Source organism: Hahella sp. CCB-MM4, from assembly GCF_002260525.1.
In the GTDB taxonomy this organism is placed as follows: domain Bacteria; phylum Pseudomonadota; class Gammaproteobacteria; order Pseudomonadales; family Oleiphilaceae; genus Hahella.
This window is the reverse complement of record NZ_MRYI01000016.1, coordinates 141,878-156,731: the sequence shown is the minus strand read 5'-3', so window position 1 is coordinate 156,731 and position 14,854 is coordinate 141,878. Positions and strand designations below refer to the sequence as shown.

At 47.0% G+C, this 14,854-nt stretch carries 13 protein-coding genes; 6 read left to right on the top strand and 7 right to left on the bottom strand.

Features of this window, described 5'->3' with window-relative positions:
• Positions 1–93 precede the first annotated feature (93 nt).
• Positions 94–909: a hypothetical protein gene (locus BTA51_RS22745; protein ID WP_094711381.1), complete on the bottom strand. Its 816-nt coding sequence runs from the start codon at positions 907–909 to the stop codon at positions 94–96.
• A 950-nt stretch (positions 910–1,859) separates the two neighbouring features.
• Here BTA51_RS22745 and BTA51_RS22740 point away from each other — a divergent pair.
• A complete protein-coding gene (locus BTA51_RS22740) occupies positions 1,860–3,143 on the top strand; it encodes a family 16 glycosylhydrolase (protein ID WP_141215653.1) in 1,284 nt (427 codons plus the stop codon).
• A gap of 879 nt (positions 3,144–4,022) precedes the next feature.
• Here BTA51_RS22740 and BTA51_RS22735 read toward each other — a convergent pair.
• The 3 genes from BTA51_RS22735 to BTA51_RS22730 all read right to left on the bottom strand — a co-directional run bounded on the left by BTA51_RS22735 (position 4,023) and on the right by BTA51_RS22730 (position 6,681).
• On the bottom strand, positions 4,023–4,604 hold the full coding sequence (locus BTA51_RS22735; RefSeq protein ID WP_094711379.1) for an HD family hydrolase: 582 nt from the start codon (positions 4,602–4,604) through the stop codon (positions 4,023–4,025).
• Positions 4,605–5,815: 1,211 nt separating this feature from the next.
• Entirely contained in the window at positions 5,816–5,986 is a 171-nt protein-coding gene (locus BTA51_RS30270; protein WP_168188263.1) for a hypothetical protein, read from the bottom strand.
• A gap of 170 nt (positions 5,987–6,156) precedes the next feature.
• The gene (locus BTA51_RS22730) at positions 6,157–6,681 is read right to left on the bottom strand and encodes an endonuclease V (protein ID WP_094711378.1); all 525 of its coding nucleotides are present in this window, start codon (positions 6,679–6,681) and stop codon (positions 6,157–6,159) included.
• A 208-nt stretch (positions 6,682–6,889) separates the two neighbouring features.
• On the opposite strand from BTA51_RS22730, the gene BTA51_RS22725 reads away from it, so the two are divergent.
• Both BTA51_RS22725 and BTA51_RS22720 read left to right on the top strand, forming a co-directional pair.
• Positions 6,890–7,666 (top strand): ABC transporter substrate-binding protein, encoded by a 777-nt coding sequence (locus BTA51_RS22725; protein ID WP_094711377.1) that lies wholly within the window; start codon positions 6,890–6,892, stop codon positions 7,664–7,666.
• 37 nt (positions 7,667–7,703) lie between these two features.
• On the top strand, positions 7,704–8,480 hold the full coding sequence (locus BTA51_RS22720) for an ABC transporter substrate-binding protein (RefSeq protein ID WP_094711376.1): 777 nt from the start codon (positions 7,704–7,706) through the stop codon (positions 8,478–8,480).
• A gap of 103 nt (positions 8,481–8,583) precedes the next feature.
• Here the strand turns inward: BTA51_RS22720 and BTA51_RS22715 are convergent, their stop codons facing one another.
• A complete protein-coding gene (locus BTA51_RS22715; RefSeq protein ID WP_094711375.1) occupies positions 8,584–9,027 on the bottom strand; it encodes a Spy/CpxP family protein refolding chaperone in 444 nt (147 codons plus the stop codon).
• Between the two features lie 212 nt (positions 9,028–9,239).
• On the opposite strand from BTA51_RS22715, the gene BTA51_RS22710 reads away from it, so the two are divergent.
• Positions 9,240–9,956: a response regulator transcription factor gene (locus BTA51_RS22710; protein WP_094711374.1), complete on the top strand. Its 717-nt coding sequence runs from the start codon at positions 9,240–9,242 to the stop codon at positions 9,954–9,956.
• Positions 9,957–9,994: 38 nt separating this feature from the next.
• A complete protein-coding gene (locus BTA51_RS22705; RefSeq protein ID WP_168188262.1) occupies positions 9,995–11,350 on the top strand; it encodes a cell wall metabolism sensor histidine kinase WalK in 1,356 nt (451 codons plus the stop codon).
• A 47-nt stretch (positions 11,351–11,397) separates the two neighbouring features.
• Here BTA51_RS22705 and BTA51_RS22700 read toward each other — a convergent pair whose 3' ends face one another.
• Both BTA51_RS22700 and BTA51_RS22695 read right to left on the bottom strand, forming a co-directional pair.
• A complete protein-coding gene (locus BTA51_RS22700) occupies positions 11,398–12,501 on the bottom strand; it encodes a lipase secretion chaperone (protein WP_094711372.1) in 1,104 nt (367 codons plus the stop codon).
• 222 nt (positions 12,502–12,723) lie between these two features.
• Positions 12,724–13,755 carry a triacylglycerol lipase gene (locus tag BTA51_RS22695; RefSeq protein WP_094711371.1) on the bottom strand — a complete coding sequence of 344 codons (1,032 nt, stop codon included), beginning with the start codon at positions 13,753–13,755 and terminating at the stop codon, positions 12,724–12,726.
• A 378-nt stretch (positions 13,756–14,133) separates the two neighbouring features.
• On the opposite strand from BTA51_RS22695, the gene BTA51_RS22690 reads away from it, so the two are divergent.
• Positions 14,134–14,850 carry a methylamine utilization protein gene (locus BTA51_RS22690; RefSeq protein WP_141215652.1) on the top strand — a complete coding sequence of 239 codons (717 nt, stop codon included), beginning with the start codon at positions 14,134–14,136 and terminating at the stop codon, positions 14,848–14,850.
• Positions 14,851–14,854: the final 4 nt, after the last annotated feature.

The following is a 14,854-nucleotide window of genomic DNA, read 5'->3' as shown; positions in this document are numbered from 1 at the left end:
CCGACGGGTTTTACGCTTCTTATTCTGGTATTCGGCTTCGGAGAAGGTCATCTGTTCCATGGAAAGTATTCCTGATGAGTTAGCTTGGCCGTATTATGACTGATTTGGGGAGTTATTCAGAGTCTCCCTAACAAATCGGGACAACGCCTGAACTAGCAGCGAATACCTTTGGGCATTAATATCACCCGCAGATGGAGAAACCCAATTGGCATTGATCTCCAGTTGTATCGCTGGCACGTTTTTTAATGATGCAAACTTGGTTATGGTGTGGTTTTTTGAGGCTGCGAATCGATTTAACGAGATACTGCTGACACCTTCAGCCTGTAGGTGCGAGATCAAGTCAGACAACAGTTCATCGTGACCTAGTAAGGATTCCCCACCCATAGTGCCCAAATCAATATCATAGGATCGGTATGGATGGCTTCCATGCAGATCAAGTAAAAATTTCGGCTTCAGATCCTTAATGATGGAATCCAATGATTCCTTGTATTGATTGTCATCATAGTAATTGGGGTCGGATGGTCCCTCATAGGTAGTATAAATAACTGTCGCACCGGTTATTTGTCCGATAGCGATTGCCAGAGCTGCCGTCCCCGCCCCATCGGAAAATCTTCTTTCTCCGTTTCTTAGCGGTCTGGTTGCATGTGGAGCAGAAATAACGACAGGAATCGTTCCTTCAACCACCTCAAACCATTTCTGTTTATCCTTCAGCTCCACACCTTCATGGGAGTTGATGTCTTTTTCAAAATCAATCGATGATGAAACACACTTTAATTCTACAAACGCACGCTGATTCGAAACTTTACTACTTAGGCAATCGACTGAGACATCCTGTTGACGTGGAGATTGAGCGGCACACCCTGCCGCTATGAAAGCTGACAGGTATAGAATGGCGTTTAATTTATTCATCTCAAGTTCCCTGTGAGTTTATGAATAGTATGACGAGGGTATATTTCAGACTAAGGCTTCGCCTGATATTTCACCTAGTTCCTGGTATTACATCTACTATGTAACTCGATAAAAATTACAATACTCATAATGCCATCCCTGACAGCGAACAGAGCACTACAGCACGATAGAGAAAATCCCCGAAGACGTTCAGAACCTATGGTTGAACGCTTGGTCGCTACTGGATTTGGCTTATACCACACACAACTAGCCATCCATTTCCCCCATGTTCTATAGACAAGAATCGCAACATTCGCAAAGGCGCATTGATGATAATCTGTGGGCCATCGATTCCCTGACGGAAATAGAATATCCAAGCAGGAATAAGCTTTTGTCGGAACCAAAAGCGCTAAGAGTTGTCTGTGGATTTGGATTTGGATTTGGATTTGGATGTGGATGTGGATGTGGATGTGGATGTGGATGTGGAATATAGAAAATTCACCGGACACATATGAGTTTCTTGCAATGGAACTTTCACATTAGGACATCATCATTACTTTATTCTCCCCCATACCAAGCTCGCGTTATCCACAAATTTCGTGGACAAACCTGGGGATAACTTCGTGAAAGGCCCTATTTGTCTACCATGCAGCGAAATTGTCTATTATTTCTCCTGAGACAATCGTGAGTGTCTGATTATTGATGAGCCTACCCTTCAAAGTAGTCCTCGATCAGCTCAATATCATATTGGACTTCTATCAGATTAACAGCATCTGTATCGGCTGCTTGGCCATTAAAGCAAACCTACATCTGACAATCCGACATTCAAGTGAAACTTTCTCCTTCCACCGGTTACCCAGCAAAAGAAGCTAACGGAGCTATCAGCCAAAAAGGCTGGCTATGTCGCTTTTAACATCGTCAATGTATGCGGCTGCTCCGGGTTCATCCAATACAATTCAAGGGGACCGCCAATGCCATCAAGTTCATTCAGACGCGTCACAAAAATATATAGCCCTCTCTCTCACATTCTCAATAATGCACATTGGTTCAATCTTACAAACACAGGTTGCCTCAAGAGGATACTGGGAGTTATTGGACTCGGAGCGCTCACCTACTCTGGCGATTTGCTCGCGGATACCTGCAACTGGCATGGAACCCGATACGCTCTTTGCACACATATAACAGATGGCTGGGGCTGGCAAAACGGCGTGGATTGTGTGGGCCGCAATACTTGTGCAACGCTGACTCCTCCTAATGGCGTGATTAACTCCAGCAGCTCCTCTGCCGATGCAACGTCCTGTAATTGGTGGGGAACCCAGTTTCCCTTGTGCACGCACATTGATGTCGGGTGGGGAAATCAAAACGGTGCCGATTGTGTTGGTCGTAATTCCTGTGAAACACTCCCTCCACCCTATGGAATCGTCGAGGCAGATACTCCTACGGATGATCCCATTGATTCCGGCGTATTGTTTGACGACTTCAGTTACAGCAACCGCTCAGAAATGCAGGGCAACAACTGGAGCATTCGGTCTGGTGGGGGCGGCCCAGGGGTCAGCGGAGCAACATGGTCACCGGACTATGTCACTTTTGTTCCGGAAAATAATAACGGGAATTCTCTGATGCGGATGCGCGCCTCGAGTCAGGGGGTCAACGGGCCGAATATACACTCAGAAGTGACTCACAACAAAAAACATATCAAAGGCACCTATGCCACGCGCATGCGTTTCAGCAATACTCCCGTAAGCGGACCCGACGGCGATCAAATCAACGAAACCTTCTACACCATCACCTCATTGAACTACCCGATGGATCCGCTTTATAGCGAGATGGATTTTGAATATCTGGGGAATGGCGGTTGGGGACAGTCCAGCCCTACCATGTTCATGACAACCTGGGAGACTTATCAGGCCGACCCGTGGATAGCTGACAATATTCACAACGCGGAGGTGACCGACCATTCAGGCTGGCACACACTGGTGATCCAGGTCGATGATGACACTGTTCGTTACTATGTTGATGGACATCTACGTGCAAGCCACAGTGGTAAGTACTATCCCGAAACCGCCATGTCCATCAATTTCAATTTATGGTTTATCAATGGCGGATTAATCTCTTCATCGGCCGAACGTGTTTATCAGCAGGATATCGACTGGCTTTACTTCATTGACTCCAGGCTGCTCAGTACTGTGGAAGTGGAGAATCAAGTGAGGCTTATGCGTGAGCAAGGTGTCGGATTTACCGATACGACACCCTAAAGCACACCCATGGATGCTTTGAGTCTACCACTCTACCTGGCCTTGCAGACTTGGCTGCAGCTTCTAAAAACTATCGTCTGCTCCTCCCAAGGCCAGCCCCCATCTACTGTTGGATAAACCAGTGGATGGGGAAATAAAAAAACACACCGGGCACACTAGAGTATCTTGCCACGGAACCTTCACATTAGGACATCATAATTACTTTATTCTCCCCCCATACCAAGCCCGCGTTATCCACAAATTTCGTGGACAAACCTGGGGATAACATTGTGAAAGGCCCTATTTGTCTAGCATGCAGGAAAATTGTCTATTATTTCTCCTGAGTCGATCGTGAGTGTCTAATTACTGATGTGCCTTTCTATCAATTTTGGCTAATATTTATTCTCGGCAGAGTTTTCCACACGTTCTCCGCCGTTGATATAAGTTCGGCGGTTATATTCTTCATTAGTTTTAACTTCCTAAGTTTCTGGAATCAGAGTTGATGACCATCAACCTCAATTTATGGTTCATCAGTGGCCGTATCCTCCCATGGCCAGACCCCATCTACTGTTGGATAAACCATCGGATGAGAAAATACACCAGGCACATTAGAGTAACTTGCCACGGAACCTTCACATTAGGACATCATAATTAGCTTATCCTCCCCCCATACTAAGCTCGCGTTATCCACAAATTTCGTGGACAAACCTGGGGATAACATCGTGAAAGGCCCTATTTGTCTAGCATGCAGCGAATTTGTCTATTATTTCTCCTGCGACGATCGTGAATGTCTGATTACTGATGTGCCTATCTATCAATTCTGGTTATTCTTTATTCCATGCTTTAACAGGCTTTGCTTATGATCAAGAAACTAGAAGAAACAGAATGAGAAACAGGGAACTAACCTTCCCGTAACCATCCCTGTTCTACTGCATGCTCAAGTTTTGAAAGAAACCACTGATGGATTTCAGGATATTCCAACTCGATAAACTGATGCATTTTCAAAACCTGGCTCTTACAAATACCATTATCCCGCCACGCTCGACCTTCACTGGAAATATTGTGGAGGAAAGGTAAAAGCCGATCGATCACTTTCAACAGTCTTGCCTCTTTGCTCGTTCCATTTTCCTGCTCGTCCCAGAGATCTACGAGCATTCCTAACGGGTTACCGGGATCTGAAGCGAGTTCTTCTACACACTTTCTTTCCTCAACATGGGCATCTCCCCTGTCGGCACTATACAGAAACGTATCTCCCGCACCGATCTCACCTAGATCATGTATCAATGCCAATTTGATAAGCTTCAGAACATCAAAATCGTCCTGCAGATATTCTGCGAATGCCCAGCATGCCATAGCCAAATGCCAGGAGTGTTCGGCAGAGTTTTCCACACGCTCTCCGCCGTTGATATAAGTTCGGCGGTTAACAGATTTTAAGGCATCCAGTTGAAGCAGAAATTCTGATAAGGCGGCTATATTCTTCATTAGTTTTAACTTCCTATGTTTCTCGAATCAGCGTTGATGACCATCAACTTCAATTTATGGTTCATCGGTGGCCGTATCCTCCCATGGCCAGACCCCATCTAATGCTGGATAAACCAGTGGATGGGGAAATAAAAAAATTTTCGGGCGCATTCGAGGATCTTGCAACGGAACGTTCACATTAGGGCATCATAATTACTTTATTCTCCCCCCATACTAAGCTCGTGTTATCCACAAATTTCGTGGACAAACTTGGGGATAACATTGTGAAAGGCCCTATTTGTCTAGCATGCAGCGAAATTGTTTATTATTTCTCCTGCGACGATCGTGAGTGTCTGATTACTGATAATGTTGGACAAAACAGTGGATGAGGAAACGAAAAAACTCTTCGGGCACATTAGAGTGTCTTGCAATGGAACTTTCACATTAGAACATCATAATTATTTTATTCTCCCCCCATACCAAGCCCGCGTTATCCACAAATTTCGTGGACAAACCTGGGGATAACATCGTGAATCCCCCTGTTTGTCTAGCATGCAGGAAAATTGTCTATTATTTCTCCTGGGTCGATCGTGAGCGTCTAATTACTGATGTGCCTTTCTATCAATTTTGTCTAATCCTTATTCTCGGCAGAGTTTTCCACACGTTCTCCGCCGTTGATATAAGTTCGGCGGTTATATTCTTCATTAGTTTTAACTTCCTATGTTTCTGGAATCAGAGTTGACGACCATCAACTTCAATTTATGGTTCATCAGTGGCCGTATCCTCCCATGGCCAGACCCCATCTACTGTTGGATAAACCATTGGATGAGAAAATACACCAGGCACATTAGAGTAACTTGCCACGGAACCTTCACATTAGGGCATCATAATTACTTTATTCTCCCCCATACTAAGCTCGCGTTATCCACAAATTTCGTGGACAAACCTGGGGATAACATTGCGAAAGTCCCTATTTGTCTAGCATGCAGCGAATTTGTCTATTATTTCTCCTGCGACGATCCTAGGGCCTCTGGCATTTATGCAATTCCATTCACCAAAAGCCATACAAAAGCATTTAGTTGAAAATCATAGGTTGCTCGAAAATAGCATGGTCCACCGTCTGCATAACCAATAAACCCTTCAGAAAGATCTCTATCACTACTAGTACGACACATCGCATTTATTCTGATTTCATGGTCATTGATTGCCTGATATTGGTAGGTATAGCTTTCCTACGGCGGGAAGTTTTGATCAGAGTGGGCTGCAACATACTCCCAGAGCTTTTCCTCCAAAATAGCCGTATCCACTTCCAGAGGCACAACTCCACCTTTTACTTCAACCCATTTTCCGGCAAATACTGCATGGGAGAAGAGTATGGAAAATACAGCAAAAAGAACTTTCATCTTGATAGTATTCCGTAGCACCTTGTTTGGATTCAGGCAGTATTTCTGAAGAAAAGACTTTTTTATAGCCTCTCTCACTTCCTAATAAATGAATTGGCTAATCTGATACAGAGTGCCAATGGGAACTAGCCCAGCCCTATAGATAGGTTGTTGTTTGGAAAGTTTGCATCTCAACGGGACTCTCCAAACGTTTGCTCCTGTGCAGCAGCCCGACACAACTGGTCAACCCGTTTCAAAAGTACTGGAATTCGATTCTGGCCAAACATCAGAGAAATTTTTTCTTTAGCAGCATTCAATTCTCCAGACGTCGTGACATAAAGAGGTTTGCTGCTTTCACCCCGATATATTTCATGCTCCTGACCAATACCGGCAAAAGCTTTTTTAGCAACTCCAATCACTTCAACTTGCCCGTTCAGCGAATCGAAAAGGTACTTTCCCAATCCTGGCCGCTGGTAGCCGTCTAGAAAGACATAACCGTCCACAACGATCGTTGCAGGATGGAGATCATGCTCTTCGAGCAATTTGAGAATACAAGGTAGCTCTCTCTTATAGAATTTGCCGGGTTCGTAGTCCTCAATCTGGTGGAGGACGCTGACGTATTCTTTACCAGGAGATTCAGCCCTCCAGTCGCTAAACATCACCCCTGCGACAAATGCAGTGTCGTTTGAGTATTGAACATCTACTGCGAGAATCATTAAACCCTGGCCCTAATTATTGAAACCGAAGCAACATTATAAATACACCTCCGACAATGAAGGAGCCCACGCATCATTGTGGCGACAAAATATCGTCTATACTGATCAAATATTAACCACATCAAAGGAGTTGATGTTCCTAAGGTTAGGAAATTCTGTCATCAAGAAGGCGCTTATTCAGAGCCACTCATCATAATGGGGCTGAACAATGTCGAACAAGATAAAGATCGTTATCTATGCTTTGTTACTCGTCATGAACCTGGTTACCACTACAGCGACCGCTGAAACTATCAAAATAACCAATGGTGAATGGCCGCCATTTCTTTCAGAGAAATACAAACACTTCGGTTTGGCATCCCACATTGTGACAGAAGCCTTTAAAGCTTCGGGAGTGTCTGTGGAATATGGCTTTTTCCCTTGGGCACGCGCCTTTAATCTGGCCAAAGACGGAGACAAATGGGCTGCTACCGTAGTTTGGTCACACAACGACGAGCGGGAGGCTGACTTTTATTTCAGTCAGCCAGTGTTTTCACTTCAGTCGGTGTTTTTCCATGTGAAGGGAAGAACCATTGATTGGAACCAACTGTCCGATCTCAAAAAATTCAACATAGGGGCAACGATTGGATATAACTACGGGGACGAGTTTACCAAACTGGAAGAAAGCCATGGCCTGAACGTCACCCGTGTAGAAACAGACCTCATTAATCTCAAGAAGCTCGTCGGTGGACGCATAGATTTGTTCCCTTCAGAACTGCAGGTAGGTTATGAGTTGATTGCCAACGAATTACCTCCTGAGCAAGCGGCAAAAATAGCCCACTCAAGGCCCTTCAGAGAAACCGAGTACTATATGCTCCTGTCCAAAAAGTACCCTGGAGGTAAGGAACTCATAGACAAATTCAATGCCGGACTGGCAAAGATCAAAGCTTCCGGGCTCTATGATCAGATGATGAGCGATAGTGTTGAAGGTGCATACAAACCTAATTGAAGTGGTAGCATACAGAGACCTTCGCGGCGATTGACCTATGCGTACTGTTACAGCTTTCCTGATTTTACTGTCGCTTGCTTTAGCGCCGGCATGGGCTGAAACAGTACGTATTACCAATGGTGAATGGCCACCTTATATGTCAGAGCAATATAACCATTATGGTGTTGCCTCTCATATCGTCACTGAAGCGCTCAAGCTGGAAGGGTTAGACGTCGAGTATGGTTTCTTCCCGTGGGTACGATCGTTAGAGTTTTCCAAGAGCGGTAGGTGGGATGCCAGCATTGTTTGGACCCGCAGCGCCGATCGAGAGGCTTTCTTCCTGTATAGCGACCCTGTAATAAAACTCAGAACAGTATTTTTTAACCGGCGCGACAAAACATTCAACTGGGAAAAACTGAAAGAATTAAAAGGGTATAAAATTGGCGGAACCATTGGCTATTTTTACGGCCCTGAATTCACCCAATTAGAAAAAGATAAAGTGCTTAATGTCGTCCGCGTACGCTCGGACGAGCAAAATTTTAAACTGCTCCTTGCTGACCGGATTGATCTATTTCCGATCGAATTGGAAGTAGGTTATGAAGTACTGAATCGATATTTCCCATCCAAACAAATCAACCTTCTCACCACCACCCATCCATTTCGTGAGACAAGTTATTATATGCTCATATCCAAAGCCTCTCCCATAGCAGAGAAGCTTTTAAACTCCTTTAATCAGGGGCTGAAAAAGTTACGGCAATCCGGGAAACTGGATGAAATATTGGATGCTGCAGCAGTTGGTGCGTATCACCCGATTCAGGAGAAAGCTTCGGAATAAGCAGGACTTCAATGCTTTAGCTTCCCCCGAAAGAAAGCCTTTTAGAGACAAAACGCCCTGCTCTATGCAGCAAGGCGTATGGAAAGGGTTTGAGATTAGCGGCTCAATGCATAAAACCATTCCCACGCTCGTGGTGTTTTTCCAACCAGGCGACCAGTTTGTCTTTCTGTTCGGGTGTCAGGGTCGCGTGGAGTTCGTTGATCTTGGGCAGAAGTGTTCTGAAACTTTCATTGATGGTTTGTTGATGTTGCTCCAGGGCCATAAGTAGCTTGGCTTCATCAAGTTGGTCGGATTTCAGTTCTTCTATTACCATGGTGCGGGTGGATTCGTGCTTTTCACGCATAGAATCGCGAATCTGTTTGACGTCTCCCAACAACTGTTTCCATTGTTCGTCCTGCTGTTGGTTAAACTCAAGCTTATCACTGACTTTTTCTGCCAGATAATCCATTCGTCCTTCTTCACCATGGCGGCACGCCACCAGGGTAAGAGCAAAAAAGATGGATGACATCCAGATCAGGGGTTTCTTCAACATTGCGACGTGTTTCATAACGATCTCCTTTAAATAAACAATCCGGCTCCTGGTTGAGCCAGTGATGCCATCTTAGGAATGATCGGTGCCTGATTCCTTTCACCGGAGTATCAGGCTGTATCACTTTGTAACACCCTACCCTTATGTTTTTTATCGCTTTTCTATTAAATAATAAAAATTGGACGTGAATCCGATATGGACTGGAAAAATAGTCTGGCTATGATGCGATCATGAACGTGCTTTTAATCGACGACGATATCAATCTGGCCAGGTTGCTGAAGCAATACCTGGACGGCTATCAATGGCAGATGCTGCATGCGGCCGCACCTTCTGATGCCTATAGGAAGATTAATGAGCAGATGGCCGGAGAGCAGCCACTGGATGCGATCATTCTCGATATCATGCTGCCCGAAGAAGATGGTTTTCAGGTGTGTCGTCGCATACGCGAAAAGTGGGATATACCGATCATCATGCTCACAGCCAGGGGGGATGTTACCGATCGTGTAGTAGGACTGGAACTTGGTGCCGATGATTATCTTCCCAAGCCTTTCGAACCTCGGGAGCTGGTGGCGCGGATTCAAACCATTATTCGCAGACTCGGACGGGCGGCAGAACGCAATGACTCTAAAAACCCAGATCAGACATTGAAGTTCAAAGGAATCACCATTCAGCCCCTTACTCAGGAAGTCGCGGTGGAAGGTCTTCCTGTGAAGCTCACCACGTCGGAGTTTCGCCTGTTACATCTCTTTGCTTCCTCTCCCGGTAAGGTGTTTTCCCGGGATGACATTATGAATGAGCTCCGGGGCACGGAGGTGGAACTCTTCTCAAGATCTGTGGATATTACGGTCAGCCGCTTGCGGCAGAAGCTCAAGATGAAATCCAAGCGGATGTTTATCACGACAGTATGGGGCAGCGGTTATCGATTCACTGGTGAGGCACTGGCATGAACAGGCATCTTTCACGCATGAACAGGCACCCTTCACCCATGAACAGAGAACCTACACCGGAAACATCAACCCAAACCTGCCGTCGTCGAAAAGGATTGCATAGCCTCAGTGTTCGCCTGACACTGACATTTCTGTTGACCGGTTTTCTTCTGGTCATTCTGGTGATCGGGGCATTCCGGTTCTCGGCAGAGGAGCATATTCAGATGCGCTGGCGGGACATGTTGGTGGACTATGTCGCCACGATCACCAGCGATATAGGCCCTCCTTTTACCAAGCAACAGGCAGACTATCTTGCTGAGAGAACCAAGACACAAGTGAGCATTCAATCACAGGATGGTCACTGGACTCCGGCACCACCACCCTTTGACCCAACGGAAATTTCCTGGAACGACACCCCGGATCCAGACCTGAAAACCGGGCGCCGACGGAGCTATTTTGCCATATCACGCAAAACGCCCGAGGGAACGATTCTATTCTACGACCGGCCTATCCATGGCTTTAACTTTCTTACATCCGGCACCCTGATCTCACTGGGGCTGATCATCCTTGTCATCTTTGCGTGCTTTCACTACGTCAAGGCCTTGCTAAGACCTATTCATACTTTAACCTCCGCCGCTGAGGAGGTCCGTGAAGGCAATCTGGAGGTGGAAGTCGCAGTGAAAAGGATGGATGAACTGGGAGTTCTGACATCCACGTTTAACAGCATGTCTCACCAGATCAAAAGAATGCTGGATGCCAAGCACCAATTACTCATTGCCCTGAGCCATGAGCTCAGGTCTCCCCTGACCCGATTACGGATGGCTGGAGAGCTGTTGCCAGAATCTGATAATCGTGAGGGGATAATTAATGATTGCCGTGTTATGGAGAAGATCATCAGCGACATCATGGAAGGCGAACAGTTGGAAGGGAATCACTCCCGCCTGAACTTCCAGGCGATTGCAGTGAGCAAAGTCATACAGGACAGTTATAGTGACTTTCCAACCGAACAGAAAAGGCTCATTGAGCTACAACCAAGCCCTGAGGTCACCGTGACAGGCGATCCCGTCCGATTAAAAATTCTGTTCCGTAACCTGATACAGAATGCGCTGATATACAGTGACGGCCTGCCAGTTAAAGTGGAATGGAAAATGTCAGAGCAGAACCTGGTAGTCACTATGACTGACCAGGGGCCAGGATTTCAGGCAGAAGACTTGCAGCATATCGGCGAACCGTTCTTCAGAGCTGACAAGGCCCGTCGCCATCACCACGGCAGTGGTATGGGCCTGTATCTTTGTAAGCTGATATGCAAAGCCCATGGGGGTGAATTGCAAATCGGTAACCGTCCTCAAACTGCCACAGATTCGAATCAGACTGGCGCTGAAGTCAGGGTGGTGCTTCCCCTAACGCCACACTGATGCCGTGTCCCCCAGCCAGCGCCAAAGTCGCTCATTGAAGGACACGTCTAATTGGGAAGACGGCCTTCTATCGCCTGCATACGCCGCAGTTCAAACTCGGAAAACCCTAGATCGGCCACCATCAGCATATCCAACTGCTGATTCAAGTCCTGCTCGGACAGACCCGCTCCAAGCAATTGATCTTTACGGGACTGGTAAGCTGCTTTCTTTTCGGCCCAGTTTTGTTTTTCCCTTTCCACCTGCAACAGCTTTTCTGCCACATCATTTCCCATTTCCTGGGAAACCTCCTGGTACCAATTACCCATTCCCGGTTGCAACTGTTCCTCTTTCACCAGGTTCTTGTATCGTTCAATGATCTGAGTCTGCTGACGTGCATGCAGTTGCTCGGTGCTTAACGTTTGTTGATTATTGGCCTGCAACACTTTCCGCTGATCATCATCCAGATCAGACTGGCTGATTCGAATCTGTTCCAACATAAATCTGTCATAGCGCTGTTCGTCAGCGAAAAACGCATCAATCTCTTCAGGGGTGAAAAGTGCCTGCTGGATATTGCTCCGCTCCTCACGGAATTTCTCGACTGATGCCACGGCGTCCATAGCATAGTGACCATCAAAGTTCGCCTTGGCCTCCTTTATCTCCGGAAGATTCTGCGCACCATTAACAGATTCTGTGTACTGCCAGTATCGATCCAGAATTTCCAATGCCTCTGATAGAGCCGGCTCACTCAGTTCATGGCGAAAGTGCTGTTGAGCTAATGCCAAGGCCATCTCATGGGGGACTCCCTCTACGCCGATCAACTGAGTGAAGTAATCCATAAGTTCACGAAATTCGAAGGTCACCAATAGGTGCCCCTGAGGATCCACGACCAAGCCTTCGGGCGGCCTGGTCCCCTTCAGAATTCTTGGCACAGGCAGTTCTTGCACTTCCTTTCCAGTCGCTTGCGAAGAAGCATTCACTTGGGCGTGTTGAACGGCGATAGCTCCGACAACACTCCCTGAGTTATCAGCAGCCTCCGCTTCGATGACGGGTCCCGTACCAGCGGCATCAGGAGAAATGAACGTGTTCAGCATCAGAATTGCGACCACACCCACACCTATCAGCCCAATCACAGCGGTGAGCATCAGATTGTGATGAACTTCAGAAGACCTCATCTTGTACTCCAGCCATTATGGTTCAGGCTGGCTTCTCCACCACACAGCAGACTAGCCCTCCACTGCACAGCCGACAGCGTGGAAGACGAGAATAGTGGTGGAGAAACTTAGCAGCCATATCTTTTCTCTTATTTCGTAGATCAGAAACTCTAAGTTCGTAGATCAGAATCTCTAAGTTCGTAGACCAGGATCTCTTAGTTCTTAGACCTGAAATGTCGCAGATCAGAGATCTGCGTTTTTCAGACGGTTGGCCTGGGTGGTATAGAGGCTTTTTACAAATGACGGCGTAATACCAGCAAAGTGGCCAATCGCATCAAAGTGGCTCATGTAGTAGTTGCCCACAAAGTCACCCAATTTGTGACCACATTGGGGAACCAACCCATCCCACTGGTACTGCTTGTCGAACTTCGGCACTACAGCGGCATTCAGGGTTCCGGTAATCAGCCAGTAAACGGGATCAAAAATTTCCCAGAAGGTCGTGAAATCCGCGTTGGACTTCGCTCCGATGGAGTAATAGTGCACTCCGTTCACAACCGTATTGGAGGAATCCGCAACATCACCACGCTGCCCACCGTTGACCAGCATGCAGTTTTCACTGGGTAACCCGGCAGGGTATTGCTGATTAAACAGTTCGACATTCTCAGGGTTGGTGGCAGCCTCCAAAGCCAGGAACGACTGCCATTTGCGGGTCGGGCTGTTGTAGTCACCATCAGTGCCAGCTGCACTACCGCCTTCCCAGCCAAAGGTGAAAATCAGGCCGACAAATACTTCAAGCAGTTGTTCCGCCGTGCTTCCGGAAGTAATCCCCAGATCTTCCACCACCGATCTGCTCCAGGGAGAGATATGCGTCCCCCGGTTCATACCGGCCACAGTGGTCACAGAGGCAATGCGATCAGGCATGACGGCTGCCACATAGCGGGAAGCCAATGCTCCCTGGCTGTGGGCGATCAGGTTAACCTTTTCGGCACCGGTGAGGGTCAGAATGGCCTGAACATCATCAATCAGTTCATCCCCGCGGACTTCATTGGACTGCAGTCCGCTTAGATTGGTGACATAGACCTCTGCGCCGTCCCGTCTCAGCGCATCAGTGATGCCATACCAATAGTCGATTTCGAACAGCCCAAGATCAAAGGTATCGAAAGAAGTGGCGCCGCCAACCATGACAATGGGGTAGCGCGTAGAAGAGTTTCCAGCCTGTGCGGTAAGTGATAGCGCCAGCAGCCAGGCCACAACAGCAGCAGTTAATGTTTTCATCCATTGATTCCTTGTTTGTTTTTATATGGTCTCAAGCTTCAAACAGCGAAGCAGTACTGCAAGGCCGATAGATTAATCTGCCAGTCGACGATCGGAATCACACGTTCGGGTGATAGGGGCTCCCCCATATGGGCCCCCTTTTACGAATTATCACAATGGCCAGAACGGCCTTTGCTATACTCCAAAGGTGCTTATTTATTGGTAACAGGGCACTTTTATTGGTGACAGGCTTCTTCTTACGGATAAAAGCGTCTTCATTACTGATAAGAGCTACTTTTTACTGGTAACAAATAGCTGTTTATTGGAAATAAGGTACTTGCTATTGGGGATAGTGTCGGCAACGACCTACCTGATTCACTGGCTAATAGATGTTTCCAAATGCCTAGAAAACTACTCGTTTGCCTGATCTGCTTCACTGCGGGCTTCATGATGTCCCGGATGTTTGCATCAGGAATCGTCGCCGCAGAGGAGACGAATTCAATCCGCTTCCTGGTGGTTGATCAAAACAACCAGCCGGTTGAGAATGCTGTGGTGGAACTAGTCTCTTCCGACCACAGCCATCCGGCACTGGAACCAGCCAGGATGGACCAGATCAACAAGTCCTTTGCTCCACACGTGCTAACGATCACTAAAGGTCAATCCGTGTCGTTCCCCAACAGCGACCAGATCCGCCACCATGTATATTCCTTTTCTCCTCCCAAACCATTCGAAATCAGGCTTTACGCGGGCACTCCCGGCGATCCGGTACCTTTCGACAAAACAGGAGTGGTCGTCCTCGGGTGCAATATTCACGATCACATGGTGGGGTATATTTACATTGGAGAAACCGGATACACCGGAATTTCCGACCAAAACGGAGAAACGGACATTCAGGCACCTATGGAGTTTGACTCTGTCCGGCTCTGGCATGAACAGCTCTCACTGGATGGCCAGACCAGGCTCTTGTTGAAGAAAAGCCAGCTAAAAACTGAAACATCAAAAGATGGACAGTCCATCTATCGCCTGCAGCTGCCCGTAGTAATCAAAACACCTGCACAGAAAACCGAAAATAGTAAGGATGTCCGTAACAAATTCATGAAATTCGGCTCACCATAAATAA